The 15,427-nt window shown below is 53.2% G+C and carries 18 protein-coding genes; 9 read left to right on the plus strand and 9 right to left on the minus strand.

All coding sequences use genetic code 11. From position 1 onward, the window contains the following. The first annotated feature begins 4 nt into the window (after positions 1-4). Together KNP76_RS07820 and KNP76_RS07825 are read left to right on the plus strand one after the other, a co-directional pair. Positions 5-1,147 carry a YcjF family protein gene (locus KNP76_RS07820; RefSeq protein WP_211780159.1) on the plus strand — a complete coding sequence of 381 codons (1,143 nt, stop codon included), beginning with the start codon at positions 5-7 and terminating at the stop codon, positions 1,145-1,147. A gap of 26 nt (positions 1,148-1,173) precedes the next feature. Then, positions 1,174-2,136 carry a 2-hydroxyacid dehydrogenase gene (locus KNP76_RS07825; protein ID WP_211780158.1) on the plus strand — a complete coding sequence of 321 codons (963 nt, stop codon included), beginning with the start codon at positions 1,174-1,176 and terminating at the stop codon, positions 2,134-2,136. Between the two features lie 342 nt (positions 2,137-2,478). Here KNP76_RS07825 and KNP76_RS07830 read toward each other — a convergent pair whose 3' ends face one another. The 4 genes from KNP76_RS07830 to KNP76_RS07845 form a co-directional block, all read right to left on the minus strand. Then, complete coding sequence (locus KNP76_RS07830) at positions 2,479-3,090, minus strand: YflT domain-containing protein (protein WP_211780157.1); 612 nt, start codon at positions 3,088-3,090, stop codon at positions 2,479-2,481. 18 nt (positions 3,091-3,108) lie between these two features. After that, complete coding sequence (locus tag KNP76_RS07835; protein WP_034807990.1) at positions 3,109-3,624, minus strand: YflT domain-containing protein; 516 nt, start codon at positions 3,622-3,624, stop codon at positions 3,109-3,111. 118 nt (positions 3,625-3,742) lie between these two features. Next, positions 3,743-4,552: a hypothetical protein gene (locus tag KNP76_RS07840; protein ID WP_251137397.1), complete on the minus strand. Its 810-nt coding sequence runs from the start codon at positions 4,550-4,552 to the stop codon at positions 3,743-3,745. Between the two features lie 95 nt (positions 4,553-4,647). Next, entirely contained in the window at positions 4,648-5,061 is a 414-nt protein-coding gene (locus tag KNP76_RS07845; protein ID WP_034816894.1) for a methylglyoxal synthase, read from the minus strand. 213 nt (positions 5,062-5,274) lie between these two features. Between KNP76_RS07845 and KNP76_RS07850 the strand changes: the two genes are divergently transcribed. Together KNP76_RS07850 and KNP76_RS07855 are read left to right on the plus strand one after the other, a co-directional pair. Beyond that, positions 5,275-7,056 carry a mechanosensitive ion channel gene (locus tag KNP76_RS07850; RefSeq protein ID WP_211780156.1) on the plus strand — a complete coding sequence of 594 codons (1,782 nt, stop codon included), beginning with the start codon at positions 5,275-5,277 and terminating at the stop codon, positions 7,054-7,056. A 115-nt stretch (positions 7,057-7,171) separates the two neighbouring features. Continuing rightward, positions 7,172-8,650: an HD-GYP domain-containing protein gene (locus KNP76_RS07855; RefSeq protein ID WP_214843959.1), complete on the plus strand. Its 1,479-nt coding sequence runs from the start codon at positions 7,172-7,174 to the stop codon at positions 8,648-8,650. 39 nt (positions 8,651-8,689) lie between these two features. Here KNP76_RS07855 and KNP76_RS07860 read toward each other — a convergent pair whose 3' ends face one another. Together KNP76_RS07860 and KNP76_RS07865 are read right to left on the minus strand one after the other, a co-directional pair. Then, a complete protein-coding gene (locus KNP76_RS07860) occupies positions 8,690-8,989 on the minus strand; it encodes an AzlD domain-containing protein (protein ID WP_211780154.1) in 300 nt (99 codons plus the stop codon). Next, positions 8,986-9,717: an AzlC family ABC transporter permease gene (locus KNP76_RS07865; RefSeq protein ID WP_034807996.1), complete on the minus strand. Its 732-nt coding sequence runs from the start codon at positions 9,715-9,717 to the stop codon at positions 8,986-8,988. The genes KNP76_RS07860 and KNP76_RS07865 overlap by 4 nt, the downstream gene beginning before the upstream one ends. Positions 9,718-9,830: 113 nt before the next feature. Here KNP76_RS07865 and KNP76_RS07870 point away from each other — a divergent pair, with 113 nt between their 5' ends. Next, on the plus strand, positions 9,831-10,532 hold the full coding sequence (locus KNP76_RS07870; RefSeq protein WP_214843967.1) for a CBS domain-containing protein: 702 nt from the start codon (positions 9,831-9,833) through the stop codon (positions 10,530-10,532). Here the strand turns inward: KNP76_RS07870 and KNP76_RS07875 are convergent. Further along, complete coding sequence (locus tag KNP76_RS07875) at positions 10,515-10,850, minus strand: antibiotic biosynthesis monooxygenase (protein WP_034807998.1); 336 nt, start codon at positions 10,848-10,850, stop codon at positions 10,515-10,517. The two genes, KNP76_RS07870 and KNP76_RS07875, sit on opposite strands and share 18 nt — an antisense overlap. Positions 10,851-10,931: 81 nt before the next feature. Next, the gene (locus KNP76_RS07880) at positions 10,932-11,768 is read right to left on the minus strand and encodes a M15 family metallopeptidase (RefSeq protein ID WP_214843969.1); all 837 of its coding nucleotides are present in this window, start codon (positions 11,766-11,768) and stop codon (positions 10,932-10,934) included. A gap of 200 nt (positions 11,769-11,968) precedes the next feature. Between KNP76_RS07880 and KNP76_RS07885 the strand changes: the two genes are divergently transcribed. Together KNP76_RS07885 and KNP76_RS07890 are read left to right on the plus strand one after the other, a co-directional pair. After that, a complete protein-coding gene (locus KNP76_RS07885; RefSeq protein ID WP_034808001.1) occupies positions 11,969-12,187 on the plus strand; it encodes a hypothetical protein in 219 nt (72 codons plus the stop codon). 58 nt (positions 12,188-12,245) lie between these two features. Further along, complete coding sequence (locus tag KNP76_RS07890) at positions 12,246-12,722, plus strand: hypothetical protein (RefSeq protein ID WP_034808003.1); 477 nt, start codon at positions 12,246-12,248, stop codon at positions 12,720-12,722. Between the two features lie 12 nt (positions 12,723-12,734). On the opposite strand, the gene KNP76_RS07895 is transcribed toward KNP76_RS07890, so the two are convergent. Continuing rightward, entirely contained in the window at positions 12,735-13,841 is a 1,107-nt protein-coding gene (locus tag KNP76_RS07895) for a glycerol dehydrogenase (protein ID WP_034808004.1), read from the minus strand. 381 nt (positions 13,842-14,222) lie between these two features. On the opposite strand from KNP76_RS07895, the gene KNP76_RS07900 reads away from it, so the two are divergent. Together KNP76_RS07900 and KNP76_RS07905 are read left to right on the plus strand one after the other, a co-directional pair. After that, entirely contained in the window at positions 14,223-14,882 is a 660-nt protein-coding gene (locus tag KNP76_RS07900; RefSeq protein WP_214843971.1) for a type 1 glutamine amidotransferase domain-containing protein, read from the plus strand. A gap of 110 nt (positions 14,883-14,992) precedes the next feature. Beyond that, positions 14,993-15,418 (plus strand): DMT family transporter, encoded by a 426-nt coding sequence (locus tag KNP76_RS07905; protein WP_034808008.1) that lies wholly within the window; start codon positions 14,993-14,995, stop codon positions 15,416-15,418. Positions 15,419-15,427: the final 9 nt, after the last annotated feature.

A 15,427-nucleotide genomic window follows, 5' to 3' on the forward strand; every position in this document is an offset into this window, starting at 1 on the left:
CAAGATGGAGAAAAAAGCACCGTTCAACTTGGATACGTATGATTTGAAAGAAGAGCTCGACCGTTTACGGGGCAAAGTGAAGAAACCGAACATCTTAATCGCCGGGGCGACCGGGTCGGGGAAGAGCTCGGTCGTCAATCACGTCTTCGGACGGGATTTGACGAAAGTGGCCGCGGGGGAACCGGTCACGCGAGGCATCCATGAATTTAAAAGTGAAGACGTTGCCATCGTCCTATACGATAGTGAGGGCTATGAGATCGGCAGTGCGCGCCAAGAAGCGTATGCGGATGAAGTCATCGGGTTCGTCGAGCGGGCCGGTTCAAAAGGGGCGGCTGAACAGATGCATCTCGTCTGGTATGCGATCAACGCTTCGATGAAGCGGGTCACCCCGCTCGACAAGGCACTGATCCGTCGTTTGAACGACGTCACGTCGGTCGCGGTCGTCTTCACACAAATCGACCAAGTCGACCTCGATGAGTTGGCAGCGCTACGTGAGGAAGTGAAGGATGTCGTGGCGAACGATGCGGTATTCCAAGTGAGCGTCGCCTCGGAATTATTGAGTGACTCGGAGCTACGTGTCCATTTGGACTGGGAGCGGCTCGTAACCTGGTCGGTCGAGCAGCTCGACCAGTCGCTTCAGGAAGGGCTACTCATGGAAGTCCGTGCCGAGAGCGAGGAGATGCTCAAACTGAAGCGGAAGAAAGCGAACCGCATCATCTCGGGTTACGTGGCCAGCGCCGGAACAGCCGCAGCCGTGCCGCTCCCGTTCGCGGACGCCATCGCCTTGACGCCGATTCAAGTGACGATGAGCGTGCATCTTTTCCGCTATTGGGGCGTCAAGACGAACGATGACATGCTCCGGGCGTTGATTGGCAGCACCGTGATCCCACAAATCGGGCGGGCGCTCTCGAAGACGATTCTGTTGAACGTCATGAAGTTTTTCCCAGGAGCGAACGCGGCGGCGAGCGTCATCAATGCGACGGTCGCGTCAGGCATCACGTGGGCGATTGGCCTCGCTATCAATGAGGTCGCCTATCGGAACGCGATGGACTCGTCGAAGACGATCGAGCAACTGTTGAACAGTGACTTCGGCTCATTGTTCGAGCAGTTCATGGCCCAAAATCCGGTGACGAAAAAGAAAGACTGAATCGAACAATACAGAGGAGCGATTAGATGAAGAAACGAATCTATATTACGAGACGACTGCCGGAAGAGGCCGTGGCCCCGCTACGTGAAAACTACGAGGTCCGCATGTGGAGTGAAGAAGCGAGTAGTGTGCCACGTGACGTCTTGCTCGAAGAAGCTAGCACGGCGCACGCACTGTGGACGATGCTGAGCGATTCGATTGACCGAGAGTTGATTGAGCAGTCCCCGAACCTCGAGGTAATTTCGAATTTGGCGGTCGGCTACAACAACATCGACATCGAAACGGCGAAAGCGAATGGCATCATCGTGACGAATACACCGGACGTCTTGACAGAAACGACGGCGGATTTGGCGTTCGGTCTCATGATGATGACGGCACGCCGGCTCGGAGAGGCCGAGCGTGACCTTCGCGCCGGCGAGTGGAAGTCCTGGACACCGATGGGCTATGTCGGCATGGACTTGTATCAGGCAAAACTCGGGATTATTGGAATGGGGCGTATCGGTGAAGCGGTGGCGCGCCGTGCACGTGGCTTTAATATGGATGTGCTGTACCATAATCGGACAAGACGGCATGAATCCGAATCGATGTACGGATTTGTTTACGCGGAACTCGATGATTTGCTCGCTGAATCCGATTTCGTCGTCGTGTTGGCCCCGCTCACGGAAGAGACGCGCGGTCTCATCGATGCGAAAGCGCTCGCGAAGATGAAATCGACGGCCGTGTTCATCAACGTCGCCCGCGGTGAGATTGTCGATGAGGAAGCGCTTTATGACGCGTTACATGAGAAACGGATTTGGGCGGCCGGACTCGACGTGTTTGCGAAAGAGCCGGTGTCGATGGATCATCCACTCTTGACGCTCCCGAACGTGACGACGCTCCCACATATCGGCAGCGCCTCGATCAAGACGCGTCTCGCCATGATGGAACTGAACCGCCAAGCGATTGTGAACGTGCTCGAAGGAGAAGAGCCGAAAAATCGATTGACGTGAAAAAAAGGAGTCTGACGCATAGGTCAGACTCCTCAGATTGTTGACTAACAGAATGTTTTCGCTCATCCGCTTGGCGCCTCCGCTTTCCTAGGGGCGAGCAGGGAGCCGCATCACGACGTTGTCGCTGCTGGGTCTCCCTTCGCTCGCTGACCTCTAAGGAGTCTACGGCGCCGTCGGATGAACGCCGCGAGAGGCCGCCCTTTGGTGGCCTTTCGTCTTTTTTATGTCGTTCAGAGCGCCTCGAGACCATTGAATCGAAAAGAAGACGAACCACATCGTGACGGGTGATTTGGTTCGTCAACAGCCTAAGGAGTCTGACGCGTAGGTCAGACTCCTTTTGGTTTAGAAGCGGCGGACGTTGTCCGGGTCTTCAAAATCGTTGCGCAGCGCCCGGTCGTCGAGACCGCGCAATTTCGCTTCTTTATCATTCAGTTCAGCTTTCTCATCCAGTCTGTCTTGCTCTGGGTCGACAGCTCGATTTGGATTGTCACCGGTCGTTTCATTAAATCGGGTCGAGTCGATTTCAAGTCCGTCGGCCGTATGGTGGCCTTGATGGCTTGTCCCATGCGTCGATTCGTTGAAACGTGTGGAGTCGATCGTTAACCCATCGTTGTGGCGACGTTCGAAGTCTTCGTCGACATAGATGAGAATTTTCCCGTCTTCGACGTCACGGTAGTGGCGATTTACTTCTTCTTCGCTTAGTCCCATGTTGCGAAGCCCGCTATGCACATCTTCTTTTCCACTTAAGAACGCACGGACTTTGTCGAACCAGCCGGTCTCATGAGACGCCTCGGTATGGACGTCCGTTTGACGACGTAAAATCGAGACGTTGTCTTCATGTTTCGCGACGACATAAATGTCCGAGTCTTTGTAGCCTTTTGCGCGCAACTCTTCGATTTTACCAAGTGCTGACTGCTGGGTTTCGTACATGCTGACGAATTGTTTCTCACTCATGTCTGTTTCCTCCTTATTTTATAATCGACGATGGTCTTCTAAACCGGAGTGTCCGCGAACGATCGGGTCGTCTTTCGTGCCACGTGGTTCTTCATCGTGGTCATTGAACGGTTTGGCATCAAAGGCGATGCCGTCCGCCTCTTCCCCTTTTTCATGATCGAGTTCGCTGTCTTTTTTATACATGTTTGGATAGCGCTCATAGGAATGCTTGTCGACATAAAGTAATAGTTTGCCATTGTCGATTGCCGTGTAATACTCTTCTGCTTCTGCATCGCTCAAGCCCATATTACGCAACTCGTCACGAATCCGGTCACTTCCGTGTAAGAACGATTTGACGCGGTCGAGCCAGTTGACGTCTCGAATGCCCGCTTCTGCATTCACATCGGTGTGATAGCGCAGGGCAGAGATTTCCCCATCTCGTTTGGCAACGACGTGCATGTTCTTCTCAGCTTCCCCGGCTGTTCGAAGCTCATCCACCTTATCCATCACTTCTTGTTCACTTGAAAAGAGCCCAATAATTTTACGGTCCGACATAGTGTGCCTCCTTCAATCTATTTTTTACTGTACAAATTGGCGTCACGGTATTAATAATTTCCGTTCTTGCCGAACTTCAAACAAAAAACGCCTTCTCTAACGAAAAGGCGTCTGTCGATTAGTAATAGAGGATGACGTCGTCGTTGCCGAGCCGGCAACGCGTGTTGCGCCAGACGAACTCAATCAGTGTCCATAGCGCCATGAAACCGCTGAGGCCAAGAAGGACGAGTGCATACAGCGGCGTTAATTGAATGAGAAACGACCATTCGAGCGCCATGAGTACAGGTTGGGTCAAAATGACGAACCCGATGTAGACGAGCACGATGAAGACAGCAAACAAGACACGCCGACCGAGCGTCTGGAAGTGGTGGCGGAATCGCGTCAACAAGCCGAAAACGGCACCCGTCAACAGGACCGGCAGGATGAAGCCGAAGTAATCGATGGCATACATGCCGGTCGGGGCCGTGAAGAGGCGCAGGCTGAACACGTCGTCCATGACGAGGAGCAGATTGGCGTAGGCGAAGGCGAGAATCATGCCAAGTAGCCAGCCGAACTGATTCCAAGCTCGACGTGACGATTTCATCGCCTCGATTTTCGTATAGGCGAGAAACGAGACGTCGCGCATCTCGATGTCTTGCAGCTTCAATTTCATGTCATTCAATCGATCGACGGCCCAATCGAACTCGCGATTGACTTGCGTCTTTTCGTGAGGTTTCAATTCCTCCGATTGGTCGATGAGCGTGTGGTAGCGTCGGCGGAACTCTTCATTCGTCACGGGCTTTTCAATTAAGAACGTGGCATATTCTTCCGGTGACTGACTGAGCAGGCCGTCGAGTGATTGCCCGTTCTTCTCGGCCTGATTCATATAGCCGGCGAGACTGTCGAGTAGCCGTTCCGCTTCCGCTTCATCGTCAACTAAGTCCAGCAAGTGAGTTCGAACTTGGTCATAAAACGCTTGGAGGGCGGGGTCGGTAAAGATAGGTTGTTTCAGATGAATCCCTCTCTTCTATAGTTTGTTTCGGTTCAGGCAGGAGGCTCGTCGTTATGGTCGAGCATTCGGGCCTCGAAGTCGCCTTGTTCGATGCTGCGGACTAAAATCTCACTGCCGCCCATGTTCGTCGCGAGCGGGATGGAGTACACATCACATAAGCGCATCAACGCACTGACGTCAGGCTCATGCGGCTGTGCCGTCAACGGGTCACGGAAAAAGAGGATCATGTCCATCTCACCACGTGCGACGGCGGCTCCGATTTCCTGATCTCCGCCGAGCGGGCCCGATTTAAAACAGTGAACCGGAAGCCCGGTCGCTTCGGCCACGCGCTTTCCGGTCGTGCCGGTGGCAAATAGGTGATGGTGTTTTAAAATGTGCGCATAAGCACGCACCAAGCGAATCAAATCATCTTTCTTTTTATCGTGGGCAATCAAAGCGATATTCATCGAGACTCCTCCTCAAAAAAGATTTCCAACTCATTCGTACCATATTTGGCTAAGAAAGACACGTCTTCTTTCTATAGATATAAAAATCATAAGCGAACAACTGTTTTAGTGCGATATGAAACGGGCAAGGTTTACCGGTATGAAAATGTTGGTATTAATACAGAGAGTCAATCTTAACCAAAAATTCAAAAAGAGATAGGAGGAAGATGTTGAATGAACAATACGACGTACAATTTCAACTCAGTCATGTCGTGGCTACCAGACCTTTTGCTAGTCCTATTAGTTCTTGTCATCGGTTTTATCTTAGCAAAAGTGTTAGAAGGTGTGACGCGTAAAGCGCTTCGCAAAGCACGACTTGACGAACGTGTCGGGGTAACAAAAGAAGGGGATCCGGCTAAGCCGGGCCGTGACGAAAGAAAGTGGACGCCAGAGCGCATTATTGCGAAGGTCGTCTTCTTTGGGGTCTTGCTCCTCGCATTCTTGATTGTGTTTGAATACATGAACGTGCCGGGCGTTGTGCAGCCGTTCAACCAAATCTATGCAAGCTTCTCAGGATTGATTACCGGGGTCATTAAAGCCGGTCTCATCTTACTCGTTGCTTGGATTATCGCAACACTCTTGAAAAAAGCGATTCAAATGGCGGGTCATCGCCTCAACTTGAACAAGTTGATGGAGAAGACTGGTCAAGATTCGTCTAGTGTGAACCAGACGCAATGGGTGGATACGGTAGCAAACATCGTCTTCTACCTTGTCCTCTTGTTGGCTCTTCCGGCCGTACTTGATGCGCTCGGTCTCCAAGGAATTAGCGGACCGTTCGAAGACTTGCTCAACAGTTTCCTTGCCTTCATCCCAAGACTTGTCGCTGCGGCACTCATCTTCGCCATCGGTTACGTCGTGGCGAAAATCGTCCGCGACATTTTGACGAAATTCTTGGAAGCAGCCGGGTTAAACCGATTCGCTGAGAAGTTACATTTGGCGGATTACGTCAAAGGGTCAAGCCTTGCGAAGGCTGTCGGAACAATCGTTTTCATCTTGATCATGATTCCGGTCACGATTTCGGCGCTTGAAGCGTTGAACATCCGTGGAATCTCGGAACCAGCCATCTCGATGCTTAATAACATCCTAGCGATGATTCCGAACATCATCGTCGCTATCGTCTTGATTCTCGTCGGTGTGTTCGTTGCCAAATGGCTCAAAGGTGTCGTCGTATCACTCCTTGAGAATTTAGGTGTGAACTCACTCGCTGAGAAGATGGGCTTCGGTGGACGCTCGACATCATCGACGTCTGTCGCACAAGTCATCGGAACAATCGTGCAAATCATCGTCATCTTGTTGTTCGTCTCAGAAGCACTTCAAGTAGCGAACCTTGAATTCATGGCATCGCTCGCGACAGCCATCTTCGCCTACTTGCCAATGGTCATCGCGGCCATCATCATCTTGGCGGTCGGTTTATGGCTCGCGAACATGGCAGAACGTCTCGTCGGCAGTGTGCTCGTCGATGGAGCCGGTCAACCGAGCGCTCTCCGTCACATTGCGAAGTACGCGATTCTCGGACTCGCCTTCTTCATGGCAATCAGCCAACTCGGAATCGCACCGATGATCGTCAACACGGCGTTCTTGCTCATCCTCGGGGCAGTTGCCCTCGCGTTCGGCCTTGCCTTCGGTCTCGGCGGACGTGAAACAGCGGCCCGTTACCTGAAGAAAGCAGAGAAGAACATCGATGAGACAGAAGTCTCGAAAGAAGGGCTCGAGCAAGAAAAAGCACAAATGAGCCAAGAAGCCGAAGCTGCGAAGCGTGAGGCGAAACAAGGTTTGGATCAATCGAAACGTGAAGCGAATCAAACGAAACAAGAATTGAAACGCGAAGCGGATCGGACGAATATGCCGAACCAAACGAACGTAGACGGTCCAGAACCGAACCCGTTCCATGACAATATCACGCCGGATGAAAACAACCGGTCGTTAGACGATAATGAAGGACCGCTCCGTCCGTAATCAATCGTTGAACAGGTCTCTCGTTTGAGAGGCCTGTTTTTTTGTTGGTCTCAATAGTGAAGGGCAATTGGTCGATATAGTAAGTAATCAGTCGACAGAGGCGGGAGTGGGTTTCATGTTCAAAACGTTCCAACGGACATTGTTAGTGAATTACATATTGGGGTCTGGCATCGCCGTCTTTGGGGTTGGCGGTTTATTCATTTTTCAGACGCTCGAGTTGTCATCGGTTGAAATGACGATTCTATTTTCCATCATGGTCATCTCGGGGACCATGATGGCCGGACTGGAGTTACTCATGTACCGCAGACATGTGGCACCGATTCGTACGGCTTGTGTGGTCGAGTTCCCGAGTCAGGCCGTGCTTCAGCAGGCGTTTGATCAGACGAGCCGCTTTCCGGTGCTCACCATCAAGCGAATCATGGGACCGCATTTGTTCGGACTGTCGCTTCCGGCGATGCTTTTATCAGCTACCGCGATTCACTTCAGTTGGATTGATTTGCCGTATCGGATGATTGGGCTTGCTGCACTTGGAGCGGTGTTGATCGCACTTTTGCATGCATTAATTGAATTCTTTCTGACGTACCGCTCGGTCGAACCGATGCTCCTTCATTTCCAAGGAAAGAACGGATTGTTGCATCAACAACCGCTTCAGACGACACAGCGTTCACTCAGTGTCCGGACGAAATTGTTAGTGAGCATGCTCGTTATCGGGATGTTACCGGTCATGTTGTTCATGCTCGCTTCGGGCGTCCAATTGTCGACTGTCGAACAGGTCGATGCGTATTGGGGATGGGCTGCCCTCATCTTAGTCGTTATCGTTGGTGTGGCAACGTTTAGTAGCATCCTACTCTATGACAGCATCAAGCGTCCGCTCGGCGCCTTGACCGAAGGGGTCGCCTCGTTAGATGCCGGGCAACTTCGCCCGATTGCGAACCCGTATGCGGACGAGTTCGGTCAGCTCGTGACCGGTTTCAACCATATGGTCGAGAACGTGACGCGTCGAGAGACGGAGAACGAACAGTTGTTGAATAGTCTATTCGTCCTCCTCGCCGCTACCCTCGACGCTCGTGACTCCTATACGGCCGGTCACTCGGAACGGGTCGCCGCTTATTCGGTCGAACTGGCCGAGGCGCTCCAGATGCCTGTCCACGAGGTCGAACTGCTTCGCAAGTCGGCGCTCCTTCATGACATCGGAAAGATCGGGGTCCGAGATGACGTCTTGTTGAAAGAAGGGCGATTGACGGACGACGAGTTCGCCCAGATTCAAGAGCACCCGACCATCGGCATCCATATTTTGAATCAAATCACGTTGCCGGATTCACTGCAGCCGATTTTGGCCGGGGTGCGTTCCCATCATGAACGAATCGATGGCAATGGCTATCCGGACCGGTTGGCGGGGGACGCGATCCCGCTGTTCGGTCGCATCATGGCGATTGCCGATGCATATGACGCGATGACGTCGGACCGCCCATATCGACAAGGGATGCCGACGGAGAAGGCGCTCGCGATTTTAGAGAGCGGTCGTGGTACGCAATGGGACGCCAACTTTGTTGACGTCTTCATCGAATTGCGGCGCCAGACGATATCTGCATAAAAGGACTGTCCCAGGTTTGCGGGACAGTCCTTTCGTTTCTCATAACACCTCGAGCACATACACACCAGCGATACCTCCGAGCACGACGAAGACGAGGTTCACACGGAGCATTGCCAAGAGCACGGCCACAGCCCCACCAATCAAGGCTGATGAGACAGTGTGCGTCGCCGTCAAGATGCCAGGAAAAATGAGGCTCGCAAGCACCGCGTATGGCGTGAACAGGAGAAATCGTTTCAACAGCGGGGGTAACGTTACGTCTTTTAACCAAAGTAGCGGAACGAGCCGCGGAACATACGTCACAACCGCCATCGCCAAAACGAGAAGAAATAGACTGATCATGGGGACTCCTCCTCTCGGTAAAGCATGGCACCAGCTCCAGCCGCGATGAACGTCGCAAGAATGATACGGAGGCCGGACGAGAGCGGGAAGAACGGGGACACGCCCCAATGGAGCACGCTCTGTGCGACTGCCGCCACGGCGACCACGACGAGGACCGGCTTACGCGTCAAGCTCGGGACGAGCAATCCGATGAACATGGCGTATAAGGCGATGCCCATACTCGCTTGGAGCTCCATAGGTAAGCCGAACGCGAGAAACACGCCAATCCACGTACCGACGTTCCAGGCCAAAAAAGCGATACTGTTCAATCCGAGGACGAAATGGCCCCGCGTCGCCTCATTGCGAATCGAGGCGACGCTGAACGTCTCATCGGTCACCCCGAACGCGACGGCCGCGAGGAAGCGGTTCGAGGTCGTCTCGAGTCGTTGCGACAAGGAGGCCGACATGAGGAAGTGACGCAAGTTCAAGATGAACGTCGTCAGCACAATCTCCCAATACATCGCCCCGGCCATGATCAATTGGATCCCGATGAATTGGCTGGCCCCGGCAAAGATGAATAAGGACATCGCCAGTGTGATCACGTTCGGCATGTCGAACGATTTCGCGAGCAGACCGAACGCGATGGCGATCGGAATGTAGCCGACCGCGACGGGGATGCCGGCACGCATGCCGGAACGAAACGCGTCTTTGTTCGAGAGGCGCGCCGTGTTTTGGAGCGGAGTCGCCATCGACGCTCCTCCTTTCGGTTAGTAGGATGTGTTCTCATTCGTGATAAGGCGCGCTTATCCTGCTCGAACGAAGAAAAAATCGGGTATAGATAGGCGATAAGGAGAGTGGAAACATGAGTAGAGCCGAAGAGTTCATCGCGTCGTATCATCGGATTGAAGATTATTTGAGTCGCGAGATGGGCGATGGGAAACATTTTAGTTTCAGCAACATGGTCAACCGACTCGCCAAACAGAATCCAATCATTGAACGGTATAAAGAAGACTTACACCAGATGAGCCAGTTGCGCAACGCCATCGTGCATGAGCGACGGGAACCTGACTTCATCATCGCAGAGCCGCACGATTCGATTGTCGACTTGATTCTTGAAGTGGAGCGGGAACTGTTGCATCCGAAGTTGGTCATCCCGCTGTTTCAAAAACAGGTGACAACATTTCGGGCAGACGATCCTCTACAAGACGTGCTGCGGGCGATTCGAAACGAGAATTACTCCCAGTTCCCGATTTATAGCATCGACGGATCGTGGCTCGGCTTATTGACGAAAAAAGGCGTGACGAGTTGGCTCGCCGAAGCGGCGTACGCGTCACACGTCTCGCTCGAAGGGGTGCTCGTGAGCCACGTGCTCCATCATGATCCGCACATCCATCGGTATCGCTTCATCGCCGCGAACACGTCCGTCATCGAAGCCCATCATCATTTCGTGAACATGAAAGAAGGAGCACGTCTCGACGCGCTCCTCGTCACAGCGACCGGCAAAACGGATGAGCCGCTCCTCGGCATCATTCGTCCGCAAGACATCTTATACGTGATCGGATGAGGCGCCGTGTTCGATGGCGACCTCATATTGACTGACTGTGTTCCCGAGGACGACCGGCTTCACTTCCGACGTGCCGTCGTCCCGTTTTTTATGGGCATGTTTATAAGCTCCGCTCTCGAGCCAGTTCTCAAAACTCGCCGCGTCACGCCAAGTCGTCATGATGACGACTTGGTCTTTCGTCTCGTCCGACGTGTCGGTCAACACTTGCATACGGATGAACCCATCCATTGACTCGATTCCCTTTGTCGTCTCGAACCGGGCTTTCACCGCCTCGACCTTCCCTTTTTCCACGTCCAACTTGTTCATCACAATCCACATCCTCGGTTCCCCCTTCACAAGTATCGTACATCTTCTAGTATAGCGTGAAGTCGGCTCCGGTTTATTGCTTCCTGCTTGCCATCAACGCTTCGCCCACCACTCTTCAAACGTCCAGTTGTTTTGTTTCATCGTCGTCGCCTCTTTGACGCCGACGTAGCGCAGGTGCCAAGGCTCATAGTTATAGCCGGTGACCGCTTCTTTCCCTTTCGGGTAACGAATGATGAAGCCGTAGCGATGGGCGTTCGCTAACATCCATCTTCCTTCCGGGGTCTGGTCAAACGAGGCAGCGAGCCCCAGCTGCATACGTTGACTCGTCATGTCGACCGCGAGTCCTGTTTGATGCTCGCTATGACCTGCCCGGGCAACATACATCGAGGCGTAGGCCGTCCCGCGGGCGTTGACCCAATAGGTGTAGAGGGACTGTTGCGTGCGATACGACCGATAGGCGCTCAAGGCGTAGAGTGTGTGTCCTTGTTTTCGACCATCGTAATAGAGACGAGCGAGTGCGTGGGCGGCCTCGGCGGCCATAAGTGTCCGCTCGCTTCCTTTCGCATAGACGGTCGGGATTGTGAGCGGTACGAGTTGAGACGAGCGATACGTTTTAGACAGGCCATGTTGTTTGTTGACGAGGCGGAGCCGTTCGGTGGAGGAAAGTTTCGGGATGCCGGCTTTGAGGTTCGTGGACGGAGTGAAGTAGCGGGTGTTGCCGATGTAGACGTTCGACCAACTTCGATTATAGACAGAATACTGTACCGGCGTGTTCTTCGGAAGGGTTTTCAAGACCGGTGACGTCTGCATAGCACGTCCATACAGTTTCGTCGATTGCAGCGTATAGCCGGCGATTGTGTTCGTTGCAGCTTCGGTGACATATGCGCTAAAAAACAGACAGACGATGAAGAACGCGGCGATGACTTTCATGATGATCGTCCTCCTTATCAATCGATAGTTCTGTTTTCCCTTTTTTAGAAATGTTGAAAAGAGAAACTTTTAGGGAATAGAGTACGAGCGTATCCGCCTCATGACCATGGATGCATACGGCCGCAGCCCGATGCGCCGTACGCATGAGCGCGGTACACTTGAACTAACGAGAACGGTCGGGACAAGAAAGGAGTGATCGTATGGAACTCATTTTCGGCTTACCGCTTTTATTGCTCATTTTGTTCTTTGCCTTTTTGTATTTCAACATCAAAGGGCTATCGGACATGTGGAAAGATTACAATCGTACGAAGTCGATGATTCCGCTTGGATTCTTCATCATCGGGATTCTCGGAATTTTCACCGGGATTTGGACATGGCTCGTCATCCTGATTTATTACGCGATTCGTCCGAAGTCATGAGCGAACACCGTATGCCGAGGCATGCGGTGTTTTGTTATACTGAGGGCGAGGTGAAGTCATGGAAAAGTTAATCAAGGCGTGGTTCATCATCACGCTGATCACGTTCGTTTTATTCAAGCTCGGTGAAACGATGACGGCATCGTACACGGAGCCGGCAGGGGAAGGGAACCCGTACGTGCTCGTTCTCCTCATCGGCTGGCCGTTCGCGCTATTGTTCGTTTGGATCACGATTCGGCTCGCGCGTCGAACGGTGCAAACGGTCCATCCGCTCGGGCGAATCGGGCTCATCATCGGCGGCATCGCCATGGCAGCGTTCGCGCTGACGGTCAATATGGATCAGGCGAACGCACTCCGTGATGGGATTCAGGAGTCGACGAATGCGGCCTATGCGACAGGTTGGAATCAGTTCACGAACATCATTTACGCGAACCAACTGACGTTTTTCATATTGACCGTCAGTTGCATGGTCGTCGGCATCCTGTTGACGTTCATCGCCTCCCCGAAACAAAAGAACGAGGAACAGCCCGTGCGCTGATCCTCGTTTTTGTTATCGCTGTTTCGCTTGATACAAACGGGCGTACCGATCGGCCGCGATGATGGCGTCCGCGACTTCTTCTGGTGTGACGTCAAAGCCGCTATGAATCGTCTCGCCTTCTGCGGTGGCCGCTTGTCCGACTTTCAGGATATCTTCTCGTGAGGCGTCCTTCAATTTCACGTCCTCGAGCGTGACCGGTAAATCAAGCGCCATGTATAGGGCGACGTACCGCTCAAACTCTTCTTGTGTCCGTCCTTCGAGCGCGAGCTGCACGAGTGTGCCGAACGCGACTTTTTCGCCGTGGGTCAAATGGTGGATGTCCCCGTCGAGTGCCGTGAACCCGTTATGGATGGCATGGGCCGCCGCCAGACCGCCGCTTTCGAAGCCGAGGCCGCTGAGTAACGTGTTCGCCTCGACGACAGCTTCGAGCGCCGGCGTGACGACTTTCGCCTGCACCGACTCGTACGCTGGGATCCCATAGTCGAACAGCACTTCTTCACAGCGTTTCGCAATCGCTTCGGCCGCGATGGTCGGGACACCGCCGGCCATCGTCTTCCCGCCAAATGCGAGGACGCTCCGCACTTCGACCCACGTCGCGAGGGCGTCCGCAATGCCTGAGGCGAGGAAGCGGGCCGGTGCCTCGGCAATCAACTTCGTGTCGACGAGCACGAGGTCTGGATTCTTCTTATAAAAACGATACGTCTCGAAATTCCCTTCATCCGTATAGATGACGGATAAGGCGCTCGTCGGTGCATCCGTCGAGGCAATCGTCGGAACGATGACGATGCGAGCGTTAAGCTCATCGGCGACCGCTTTTGCCGTATCGAGCGTCTTGCCGCCACCCATACCGATGACGAACGACACATGATTCTCTTTCGCGGAAGCGGCAATCCGTTCGATTTCATGACGAGACGCCTCGCCGACAAAGTCGGCCTTCTCCGTCTCGACGTCGCTTGCGGAAAGAGCGGTCGTCACGCGGTCCCCGATGATGCGCCAGACGATATCGTCGGCAATCAACAGCGCTTTCGAGCCGAAATGGCCCACATGCTTTCCGAGCTGGTCAATCGTGTTCTTCCCTTGCACATACTTGGCTGGACTGATGAAAACGCGTTCTGACATAATCAACATCCTTTCGAAGTGAAATGGCGATGGACAACAGTAAAGATGTTCCCGATTTCAGGCGTACGGTAAACGGATATTCGCGTGACAGCTCCGTGAACGAGCGTCACAGCGTGCATAGTGTACTTCCGAGGACGATGAGTAGCACAATCAAAGCGGCGACGGCAACAAATCCCCATTCGAGTATCGATTTCGTCACGATGACCCCTCCTATGAGCTGATGGGTACAGTATAGCCGCCCGATACGGAGGACCCGTCCGTAAAAAATGACCTGGTCGAAAAAAGAGACACGTCCCGATTTCTTAACGCGTTTGATGGTTTAAACGAGAGGAGACGGGGAACAACTATGTCGTATGTAACTTTCTGAAGGAGGAATGAACGATGGCTAAACATGTATTGATCATTGCGACGTCTGCCGATAAACTAGAGAACGGTCATGCTACCGGGCTTTGGCTCGAGGAGTTCGCCGCACCATATCTTCAATTTGAGAAACAAGGATACAAAGTGACGGTCGCGAGTATCGAGGGCGGAGACGTGCCAATCGATGCGAACAGTCTCGAGGACGGCTTGTCACAAGAGATTTTAGATACACAAACCTTGTTGAAAAATACGGTCCGACTTGACCAAGTCGCGGATGATTCGTATGATGCCGTGTTCCTTCCTGGTGGACATGGAACGGTCGTCGATTTCCCGGACAATGAGACGCTTCAACGTGTCGTCCGTGACGTATATGAGAGCGGGAACGTCGTCGCCGCCGTTTGTCACGGCCCAATCGGCCTCGTCAACGTCACGTTGAGCAACGGGGAACCGCTCGTCAAAGACAAACAAGTGACCGGCTTCACCGACGCCGAAGAGCGGGAAATGCAACTTGAATCCGCTGTGCCGTTCTTGCTTGAATCGGCACTGCGTGAAAAGGGCGGCAAGTTCGATGGGGCCGACAACTGGGCGGTCAACGTCGCGGTCGACGAACGTCTCGTCACGGGACAAAACCCACAATCGTCTGAACGCGTAGCAGAAGAAGTCGTCAAATTACTCAACTAACGACATGGACAATCTGGGCAATCGCCTAGATTGTTTTTTTTTCGGACATATGTCCTTTTCAAACGATTCATTCTCCCGTACAGTCAGACGAAGAGACAGGGGGAATAGGGATGGGAATCATTTTTGCGTTGCTCTCGGGCACGTTCATCGCGTTGCAGGGCATCTTCAACGCCAAACTCGGCTATGCGGTCGGGGCATGGTTGTCGGTCACCATCGTCCACCTCGTCGGATTGGTGCTGGCGTTATTCATCTACGCGTTCAAGCGTGATGGCGATTTGACCGCGTTTCGTCGCGTGCCTTGGTACTACAGTCTAGGCGGGTTGTTCGGTGTCTTTGTCGTCTTTGGTGAATTGACGGCGATTCAACAACTCGGGGTGACGTGGGCGATTTGTGTCTTACTCGTCGCGCAGTTGATGGGAGCGTTTATCATTGATTCGAACGGATGGTTCGGTGTCGCGAAAAAACCGGTCACCGGAGGGCAGGTCATCGGGCTCGGCCTGATGGTCATCGGGATTGGCGTCTACACGTTCACATGAGGAGGAGAT

This window comes from Exiguobacterium sp. s150, assembly GCF_018618435.1.
GTDB lineage: Bacteria > Bacillota > Bacilli > Exiguobacteriales > Exiguobacteriaceae > Exiguobacterium > Exiguobacterium alkaliphilum.

What these genes read in the sequence shown, in the direction of transcription:
- KNP76_RS07820 (WP_211780159.1), top strand. Translation starts at nt 5, where the DNA reads ATGGAGAAAAAAGCACCGTTCAACTTGGATACGTATGATTTGAAAGAA.
- KNP76_RS07825 (WP_211780158.1), top strand. Translation starts at nt 1,174, where the DNA reads ATGAAGAAACGAATCTATATTACGAGACGACTGCCGGAAGAGGCCGTG.
- KNP76_RS07830 (WP_211780157.1), bottom strand. Translation starts at nt 3,090, where the DNA reads ATGAGTGAGAAACAATTCGTCAGCATGTACGAAACCCAGCAGTCAGCA.
- KNP76_RS07835 (WP_034807990.1), bottom strand. Translation starts at nt 3,624, where the DNA reads ATGTCGGACCGTAAAATTATTGGGCTCTTTTCAAGTGAACAAGAAGTG.
- KNP76_RS07845 (WP_034816894.1), bottom strand. Translation starts at nt 5,061, where the DNA reads ATGAATATCGCTTTGATTGCCCACGATAAAAAGAAAGATGATTTGATT.
- KNP76_RS07850 (WP_211780156.1), top strand. Translation starts at nt 5,275, where the DNA reads ATGAACAATACGACGTACAATTTCAACTCAGTCATGTCGTGGCTACCA.
- KNP76_RS07855 (WP_214843959.1), top strand. Translation starts at nt 7,172, where the DNA reads ATGTTCAAAACGTTCCAACGGACATTGTTAGTGAATTACATATTGGGG.
- KNP76_RS07860 (WP_211780154.1), bottom strand. Translation starts at nt 8,989, where the DNA reads ATGATCAGTCTATTTCTTCTCGTTTTGGCGATGGCGGTTGTGACGTAT.
- KNP76_RS07865 (WP_034807996.1), bottom strand. Translation starts at nt 9,717, where the DNA reads ATGGCGACTCCGCTCCAAAACACGGCGCGCCTCTCGAACAAAGACGCG.
- KNP76_RS07870 (WP_214843967.1), top strand. Translation starts at nt 9,831, where the DNA reads ATGAGTAGAGCCGAAGAGTTCATCGCGTCGTATCATCGGATTGAAGAT.
- KNP76_RS07875 (WP_034807998.1), bottom strand. Translation starts at nt 10,850, where the DNA reads ATGTGGATTGTGATGAACAAGTTGGACGTGGAAAAAGGGAAGGTCGAG.
- KNP76_RS07880 (WP_214843969.1), bottom strand. Translation starts at nt 11,768, where the DNA reads ATGAAAGTCATCGCCGCGTTCTTCATCGTCTGTCTGTTTTTTAGCGCA.
- KNP76_RS07885 (WP_034808001.1), top strand. Translation starts at nt 11,969, where the DNA reads ATGGAACTCATTTTCGGCTTACCGCTTTTATTGCTCATTTTGTTCTTT.
- KNP76_RS07890 (WP_034808003.1), top strand. Translation starts at nt 12,246, where the DNA reads ATGGAAAAGTTAATCAAGGCGTGGTTCATCATCACGCTGATCACGTTC.
- KNP76_RS07895 (WP_034808004.1), bottom strand. Translation starts at nt 13,841, where the DNA reads ATGTCAGAACGCGTTTTCATCAGTCCAGCCAAGTATGTGCAAGGGAAG.
- KNP76_RS07900 (WP_214843971.1), top strand. Translation starts at nt 14,223, where the DNA reads ATGGCTAAACATGTATTGATCATTGCGACGTCTGCCGATAAACTAGAG.
- KNP76_RS07905 (WP_034808008.1), top strand. Translation starts at nt 14,993, where the DNA reads ATGGGAATCATTTTTGCGTTGCTCTCGGGCACGTTCATCGCGTTGCAG.